At 39.2% G+C, this 8,019-nt stretch carries 8 protein-coding genes and 1 pseudogene; 5 read left to right on the forward strand and 4 right to left on the reverse strand.

The window, feature by feature from the left end; all coding sequences use genetic code 11:
* Positions 1–168: 168 nt before the first annotated feature.
* Entirely contained in the window at positions 169–306 is a 138-nt protein-coding gene (locus LYNGBM3L_RS43285; protein ID WP_154659751.1) for a hypothetical protein, read from the reverse strand.
* On the opposite strand from LYNGBM3L_RS43285, the gene LYNGBM3L_RS11425 reads away from it, so the two are divergent.
* Together LYNGBM3L_RS11425 and LYNGBM3L_RS33865 are read left to right on the forward strand one after the other, a co-directional pair.
* Complete coding sequence (locus LYNGBM3L_RS11425) at positions 290–1,666, forward strand: AAA family ATPase (RefSeq protein ID WP_008182711.1); 1,377 nt, start codon at positions 290–292, stop codon at positions 1,664–1,666. The two genes, LYNGBM3L_RS43285 and LYNGBM3L_RS11425, sit on opposite strands and share 17 nt — an antisense overlap.
* 135 nt (positions 1,667–1,801) lie before the next feature.
* Complete coding sequence (locus LYNGBM3L_RS33865) at positions 1,802–4,705, forward strand: WD40 repeat domain-containing protein (protein ID WP_008182713.1); 2,904 nt, start codon at positions 1,802–1,804, stop codon at positions 4,703–4,705.
* Positions 4,706–5,293: 588 nt separating this feature from the next.
* On the opposite strand, the gene LYNGBM3L_RS11435 is transcribed toward LYNGBM3L_RS33865, so the two are convergent.
* Complete coding sequence (locus tag LYNGBM3L_RS11435; protein ID WP_008182715.1) at positions 5,294–5,650, reverse strand: XisI protein; 357 nt, start codon at positions 5,648–5,650, stop codon at positions 5,294–5,296.
* Positions 5,641–6,051 carry an element excision factor XisH family protein gene (locus LYNGBM3L_RS11440; RefSeq protein ID WP_008182717.1) on the reverse strand — a complete coding sequence of 137 codons (411 nt, stop codon included), beginning with the start codon at positions 6,049–6,051 and terminating at the stop codon, positions 5,641–5,643. Before LYNGBM3L_RS11440 ends, LYNGBM3L_RS11435 begins: the two co-directional genes overlap by 10 nt.
* A 571-nt stretch (positions 6,052–6,622) precedes the next feature.
* On the opposite strand from LYNGBM3L_RS11440, the pseudogene LYNGBM3L_RS50285 reads away from it, so the two are divergent.
* From LYNGBM3L_RS50285 to LYNGBM3L_RS43290, 3 genes and pseudogenes are all read left to right on the forward strand, one after another.
* Positions 6,623–6,979, forward strand: a pseudogene (locus LYNGBM3L_RS50285) (type II toxin-antitoxin system RelE/ParE family toxin).
* A 19-nt stretch (positions 6,980–6,998) separates the two neighbouring features.
* Positions 6,999–7,328, forward strand: a complete 330-nt coding sequence (locus tag LYNGBM3L_RS11455) for a helix-turn-helix domain-containing protein (RefSeq protein WP_008182726.1) — start codon at positions 6,999–7,001, stop codon at positions 7,326–7,328.
* A gap of 21 nt (positions 7,329–7,349) precedes the next feature.
* Positions 7,350–7,511, forward strand: a complete 162-nt coding sequence (locus LYNGBM3L_RS43290; RefSeq protein WP_154659752.1) for a hypothetical protein — start codon at positions 7,350–7,352, stop codon at positions 7,509–7,511.
* Between the two features lie 138 nt (positions 7,512–7,649).
* Here the strand turns inward: LYNGBM3L_RS43290 and LYNGBM3L_RS36305 are convergent, their stop codons facing one another.
* A complete protein-coding gene (locus LYNGBM3L_RS36305; RefSeq protein ID WP_071986857.1) occupies positions 7,650–7,904 on the reverse strand; it encodes a hypothetical protein in 255 nt (84 codons plus the stop codon).
* Positions 7,905–8,019 lie beyond the last annotated feature (115 nt).

Consider the following 8,019-nt stretch of genomic DNA (forward strand, 5'->3'; position numbering starts at 1 on the left):
AAAATGCTGTAAAATAGATTAGGGCAAATAGGTAAATCAAGAAAACCTATCTGCCCTAATTAAGCATTCAGCTATCAGCTATCAGCTATCAGCTATCAGCTATCAGCTATCAGCTTATGGGCTATGGGCAAGCTACGGAACTTTTGAAGAAAACAGGTAAGCGTAAAGTCACAACGTCGAAGCCTGTGCCACAAAGCTAACGGCTGACCGCTGACCGCTGACCGCTGAATGCTTACCGACTCCCGACTCCCGACTCCCGACTCCCGACTCCCGACTCCCTAAAATCAAAATGCGTGAATCTGACAAAGTGCGATCGAGTCAGCAAGGTAAAGCCAGACTCAAACAAGCTTACAAAGACGCTAAACTGACTCAAGAGAAACTAGCACAGCAAGCCAATGTCTCTGTGGATACCGTTAAGCGCTTGCTTGGTACTAAAGATTGTCCCCATGGAGTGGAAAGATGGGCAGTTAGAAATATTTGTAAGGTTCTAAAGATTAAACCAACTGATATCGTTGACAGAAAAGACTGGGAGCCTCAACACCAGTTACCACCAGAATTTAAACAATTTATTCAAGACAAAACTCACTTATTTTGCGGACGTGAGTTTGTCTTTAAGGCTATTGAAGAATTTTTCAGCAACACTGCTCAGGGCTACTTTACGGTTATTGGTGATGCTGGCATGGGTAAAAGCGCCATTGCTGCTAAATATGTATTAGACAATCCAGACGCAATTTGCTTTTTTAATAGTCGTGCTGAGGGCATGAATCGTCCAGAATTATTCCTCAAGAAAATCCGTCAACAATTGATCACTCGTTACCAGTTGCCAGATGCTCAAGATGCCGATTTATCAGCGTTGTTGGCTAAAGTTAGGGAAAAATTATCTGCCGGTGAACGGTTGGTGATTGTTGTGGATGCCTTGGATGAAGTTGACCAAGAAGGAGCTGGTAATCTTTTATATTTACCGACTATTGTGCCAGACCGTGTTTATTTTATCCTGACCAGAAGACCCTATAATCAGAATGAGAAAAGGCTGCGGTTATCCCCGAGTACACCAACCGAAGAATTGGATTTAAGGGCAAACTCTCAACAAAGCCATCGAGATGTAAAGGAGTATATTTGGCAATTGCTGAATCATCCAGACTATAAACCGGGATTGAGTCAGTGGATTAAAAAGCAACGTGCCCTATCTAATCAAGAGTTTGTGGAAGAGATTGCGGGAAAAAGCGAAAATAACTTTATGTATTTGCGCTGTGTGTTGCCAGCCATAGCCGATGGCTTTTATAATGATAAACCCTTGAATGAATTACCGGTAGGGTTACAAGGCTATTACGAAAACCATTGGCAGCTGATGGGGATGACAACCAAGCCTTTACCTAGGGATAAAATTAAAATTGTTTATGTGATGTGTGCCTTACGTAGTGCGGCTTCTCGTCAAATAATTGCCAACTATTCTAAGCAGGATGAATTTACCGTGCAGGAAGTGCTTGATGGATGGCAGCAATTTTTACATAAGCAAGAAACTTATCGACCACCACGTTATCGATTTTATCACGAAAGTTTCCGAGATTTTTTGCATCGACAGGATATTGTGCAAGCGGCGGGTATGATGTTACCTAATATTAGTGTTGAAGTTGCGGATAATATGACAGAAGGGCTGGAGTTATGAGTAATCTTCGCAGTTTTGTAGGGTGCCTTAGGGGCGGTTGCCCTAATTTTCCGCCTCTTCGTGCTTGGTTTTGACAGCCAGCCCCGTAATGCACCACCGGCTCAAATAGCAAAAGTGAGATACACCCCTTGAATTATGAGTAATCTTCGCAGTTGGTTAGGGCAAAAGTCACCAGAAGAAATAGAGCATTTCTTGGGTGAAATTCCCCGTTTATGGTTAGAAGGTGGGAACCTTAACAAATTATCTCGTTTGTTGAGTAATTATGAGTTTATCGAAGCCAAACTTAATCATCCTGAATTTGGTATAAAGGCACTGATTGAAGATTATGAGTTGATTGATAATATAGACTTATATCATCCAGACTACAGCGAGCAAACGATACAATCCCTGAAGTTAATTCAGGGAGCATTGCGGTTATCAACACATATCCTAACTCAAGATCCAACCCAATTAGCAGGGCAACTCTCAGGGCGTTTACTAGATTTTGATAGCCCAGACATTCAACGATTATTACAACAGATACCGCAAACTGAAACTACTTGTTTGCGTAGCTTGAGAGCTACGTTAACTTCCCCTACTGGACCCTTACTATCTACCCTTAGTGGTCATGGTGACTCGGTAAATGCCGTTGCTGTCACACCAGATGGCACCAGGGTAATTTCTGGTTCATCTGACCACACCGTTAAAGTGTGGGATTTGAATACAGGTGCAGAAGTCTTAACATTAACAGGCCATACTTCTCCAGTAAATGCTGTAGCAGTTACTCCTGATGGCACCAGGGTAATTTCTGGTGCCTCTGATAATACGATTAGGGTCTGGAATTTAGCAACAGGTAAAGAAATACTGAGATTTAATGGTCATAGTGCTCCTGTAAATGCTGTAGCGGTGACTCCCGATGGAACCAGGGTAATTTCTGGTGCCTCTGATAACACTGTTAAAGTCTGGAATTCAGCAACAGGTCAAGAAATATTAACATTTAATGGTCATAGTACCCCTATAGTTGCTTTAGTGATTACTCCCGATGGCAACAAAGCGGTTTCAGCATCAATTGTGGAGGTTTATCACCATATCATAGTCTGGAACCTAGAAACAGGAAAAGAAGAATTAACTCGAGAATATAATGGAAACTTAGTGAAAACTGTTGCTATCACCTCTGATAATCACTTAATTTATGGATCAGATAATGGAGCTATTACGATTTGGAGTTTAGAAAGCCCTGAAATGTTTTACCTACTGGCTCCATCTCACAATACTGAGACAAGGGAGAAATTACACCCCATAAGCCGTGTGCTTTCCGAGCTCGATCCACTCGATCCATCTCACAATACTGAGACAAGGGAGAAATTATATTCCATTACCCTTGCCCCTGATGGCAAGTCGATGATTGCTGTTTACAGTGATAATTTTTCAATGGTTTGGGATTTAGAAACAAATCAGGAATCCGACCAAGTTAAGTTTCATTATCAATTCAAAGGTCATCTCGAAGGTCATACTGCTCCGATAGTTGATATTGCGTTTACACCTGATGGTAAACGATTTATTTCTGCTTCCAAAGATAAAACCCTTAAAGTGTGGAATTTAGGCTTAGAAAAAAATAATAATAAAGTTCTCAATGATAACAAATATGTAAATGATGTAACCATTACTACCAATGGCAAACAAGTAATTTTTAGCTTACCCTATAACAGAGTTACAGTTTATGATTTAGAAAAAAATACCCAAATTTTAAACTTTGCTACTGATAAATATCCATATAGGTTTTCCCGAATAAAAAATAGATTTGTAGAAATTATAGATAAAATATTTGACTGGTGGATAAAAGCACTAATTATTAATTTAACTTATAGCTTACTAAGCTTAGGTATAACTTTGTTTTTAATTGTTAAACACAAGTTTTATCCTAGGATCAGATTGAATGATAATTTTCACTTATTACTTTTTAAATCACCCGTCATCATTGGATTTTTAATTAATATTTTCTTTTTTGTTAAATTACTTGTGAGCTTGATGATTGGCAATAAAAAACACAAAAATCAATTTCAAAAAGCTCCTAAGATGTACTCAAATTTTAAAGTAGATGAATCAAGCCAATTTTTCGGTAAAAAAGAAATTATTACACTAGCTAAAATACCATATAAAGATGAAATTATTTTTATAAATAAACATCTAGATTTGTTTAATTCTTGTTATTTTTTTACTGCCTGGGACTTAAAGCAAAAAAATCATAAATTTGATTTGCGAACTCCCTCGCAGTTGAGATTTATTGCTTTATGCTTGTTAATCCCTATTGCTAGTATATCGTTGTTAGTATTTTCTTGGAAAATAATTTTTATTAAATTACCATTATCTTGGTTGTCAAAAATATTAATTTGGTGTGGATTATCTTTAATTCCACTAGTAGTCTCAGTATTAGCATTAGTATTTTATGAATCTCTAACAAGCATATCAATCACGCCAGATGGCAACTATGTAATCGCTGGTTCAACTAACAGCACTATTAAAGTTTGGAATCTCCAAACCAGAAAGTTACGTTTTCTCCTCAAAGGTCATCGCCAGGAAATAACTAGTTTAGCTATCACCCCAGATGGTAAGTATTTGGTTTCTGGCTCCAAGGATAAAACTATCAAAATTTGGAATCTAGAAACTAGAAAGGAATGTTTCACCCTTACAGGTCATGGGGATTCAGTCAATACTCTCGCCGTAACCCCTGATGGTAACTACGTCGTGTCTGGCTCAGAGGATAATACTATCAAAATTTGGGATTTGGAAAAGCGAGAGGAAATATTTACTTTTACAGGTCATACCGACTCCATAAATCGGATCAAAGTAACATCCAACGGTAAGCTAGTGATTTCTGCATCTTCCGATAAAACACTCCAAGTCTGGGATTTCGAGACTAGGGAAGTTATTGCTACGTTTACTGGAGAAAGTGCGATCAACTGTTGTGCCGTTGCACCAGATGATGTCACCATTGTCGCAGGGGATGAAGGGGGAAATATGCATTTTTTGCGCTTGGAGGGAGTAGGGAGTAGGGAGTAGGGAGTAGGGAATAGGGAACAGGGAACAGGGAGTAGTAATAAGATTTGATTCTTTCTTGATGCAGTCGATCATAAAACAAGCACAAGAGATCCTGTTGCCTCAGTCTTCAAATCCATAGAAGTAGAGTGGGCATCCTGCCCGCGCGACAATAAGCATGAAACTGGCATCCTGCCCGCGCGACAATCTAAGAGAATAAATTAATCATAAATTCATCGTAGGGTGGGCAGTGCCTAAGACGGATAATATTAGGGTTTAATCGATTTTATCAGCACTGCCCACCAACCTAAAATTAACTATAAACTAGTAATACTATTAATCGTAGGTGGGCATTTTATAAAACGAATAATAATAGGTTTTAATAGATTTTATCAGCACTGCTCACGGACAATAAAGAGTTTAGCTTTTTAATAAAATTAATCGTTAGTCAGGTGGGCAGTGCATCAGAGCAATTTAAAAGCTGACCATTGGTTTGATCAGCACTGCCCACCCTACATCTACGCCTGATCGTGTTTGGGTCAATTCTTTTCCACTGTTCCCTGTTCCCTGTTCCCTATTCCCTGTTCCCGACTTCTGCAAGAAGTCTTTAGATTAATTAACAATCCCGTCACCTATACCAAAACCAGTATACTGGCGTACTTCAGGTTCATGAAAAGCTAAAACAATATCCTGTTTTGGAACTCCCATTTCCACTAATCGGTTAGCAAGTCCTTCTTCGGTGCCGTCATGCTGAATCCAAATTTTTCCACCCTTGATATCAACATGTAAAATACAGCCAAAATCACGTTTATTCCCACGCCAACCAACATAGAGTAGTTGGTAGTGATCCTGCTCTGTATCAAAGACAGTCTGAACCTCATACTCTGGTGCAATTGTTTGCCGTGAAGCCCGTTGAGCACGTTCCGAAAGAAGATTTCGAATATACTGGCGATATTGCTCTACAGCCATTGAACAATTACCTCCTGTTTCACATCATAAATTAGTAATCTAATCTGATAACGATCAACTGCTGCCATGATGAAGCGTCGCTGGAAAAAACTCTCATAAATTGGCTCTCGCACAGCCAAATAAAGCTGGCGATCGGCTTCCATCCTTGCCAGTGCATCTCGGTAGTTTAGGAATTGCCCCAATGCCATATGAAAGTCGGAAACCTTGGATGGGCTGATAAAACTTTTGACTTCAACAGCAATTTTCTGATTTTTTCGTTCTGCTGCTAATAGTTGCTCCGCTCCTAAATCAATCTCAAAATAGACATCATCGATCCTAATTTCGTAAGGGTCTGCCGTAATCTTCCAGTTGTCTTTTTCTAAAGCAGTTCTAACAACAAAATGAAACCGATATTTGACCATATCAACCTTCTCAGCATAGATCCTTTAACCCCGTCTACCCTAATTTAATAAACCTGGGGGATATTGCAGTCTCTCCCTGCTGATTCGCATTTGTCTTGCACTCCTTCAGACATATCATACTATTTATAGGGCACTACATTCTATTGTAGATTATAGCAATTATACAACTTGTGAGGTACAAATTTATGGTTTTTAGGGAGCAGCAATGCAGCGCGGTCTTGGGGAGGCAGCGCCGCCAAAGGCGGTCTCCGCCATGAGCGAATGCCGTGGTTTCCCCCACTCGCGCTTTGCATCAAGACGGGAGCAGGGAGCAGGGAGCAGGGAAAAGGGAAGTGGAAAATCGGAAGTGGGAAAAACTAATGTGTACCTCACAACTGCAATAAATGCTATATTTGATTATTTATTGATGGAGTCGCTGATGAATGTTGCTAGGTACTATGGATAAAAGTGCTCTGTCAATTCCTTTTGCTTAACGGAGATAAAGCTAATCCCAGGATCCTCTTTGCCAAGAGGGTTTACCCACAAGGAAGTGAACAAGAGCAACTTTACAATCTAGATGCCAAATTTAAAAATGGGAGATGAATTACTGAAAACTGTTATTTGGGTTGGACCTTCAAAAAAGGAACTTTTAGGGTTTCCTGAAGATGTCATTGATGAAGTTGGTTACATTCTCTATCGGGTTCAAAAAAACCAAAATAATCCTCATATTAAACCTTTGAAATAATTAAATGGAGTGTTTGAAATTGTCAGCGATTATAAAACAGATACTTACAGAACAGTATATGCTGTAAAACTTGGGAATACTATTTATGTTCTCCACGCCTTTAAAAAAAAGTCAAAGACAGGTATTAAAACTCCAAAGCAGACTATGGATTTAATTAAAGAACGCCTAAAACAAGCACAAGATATTGCCAAACAACAAGATTAATAGCACCAAGGATAAAATAATGCCAGATTATACTGTAAGCTCAGGTAACATTTTTGCTGATTTAGGATTTATTAATGCTGAAGAAAAGTTGGCTAAGGTTAAACTAGCTTCACTCATTTTCGATATTATTGATGAAAGGCAGTTGGCTGATTCAGATGTGGCTATGATTTTTAAAATTGATCCTCTTCAAGTCATGGATTTAAAAAATGGTCGCTTGCAAGGGTTTTCCTTGGAAAAACTGTTATTTTTTTTGGTAGCATTAGGTCAAACTATTGAAATTAGCGTCAGTCCAAAACCCGAAACTGTATCTAGTGGGAAGATACAAGTAATCCGTCAATCTTATGCTTGAATATAACCCTTCAAGGGGTAAGTGACTGTTGTGCTACCGACTCCCGATTCCCGATTCCCGACTCCCGACTTCCTAAAAAAAATCGGTCAAGTTTGGTTAAGCCCAATTCTTGACCGCATTGAATTTTTCAATATGTCAGAAGTACAACTAAGCTGTACTTCTGACATAATAACTCCAAATTGACTATTACGTTGTTGTTGAATTAGTCAGCAACTGCTGGAAACCAACAACATCCCAACTCATACTGCTTCATCCTGCTTCACAAAACAACCTTCACGATTCCTGTTGGCCAGGGATTTTCATCCCTGGCAAATTCCTATCCTAGTCTACGTGGAAATATCGAATCAAAAAGGTCATCACCTGACCAGGCTTTCCGGTAGGCTCCAGAGTGCTCCATTCGTCGGGGTGTGCATACTTAAGGGCATACACGGCATTAATGCTGTTGCGAACCTGTTCAGGAGTACCGACCAAGACGTGCTTGGCTTTTTTGCACTTACGGCATTGGTCCCCCGAGTTTTCTGGGCAATTAGGATTGTTGAGATTGTGATCTGAGTTGGGATTCATGTTGTTAGTCATTTGGAGTTTTATGTTTGAACTGTGTATAATATTAATATATTAATTTATTTACTAATTGTCAAGGGGTTTAGGAATTTTTTTTTATTAGGAAATGGGGAATTTAGAATTTAGAATT

Origin of the sequence: Moorena producens 3L, from assembly GCF_000211815.1 — a bacterium.
In the GTDB taxonomy this organism is placed as follows: Bacteria; Cyanobacteriota; Cyanobacteriia; order Cyanobacteriales; family Coleofasciculaceae; genus Moorena; species Moorena producens.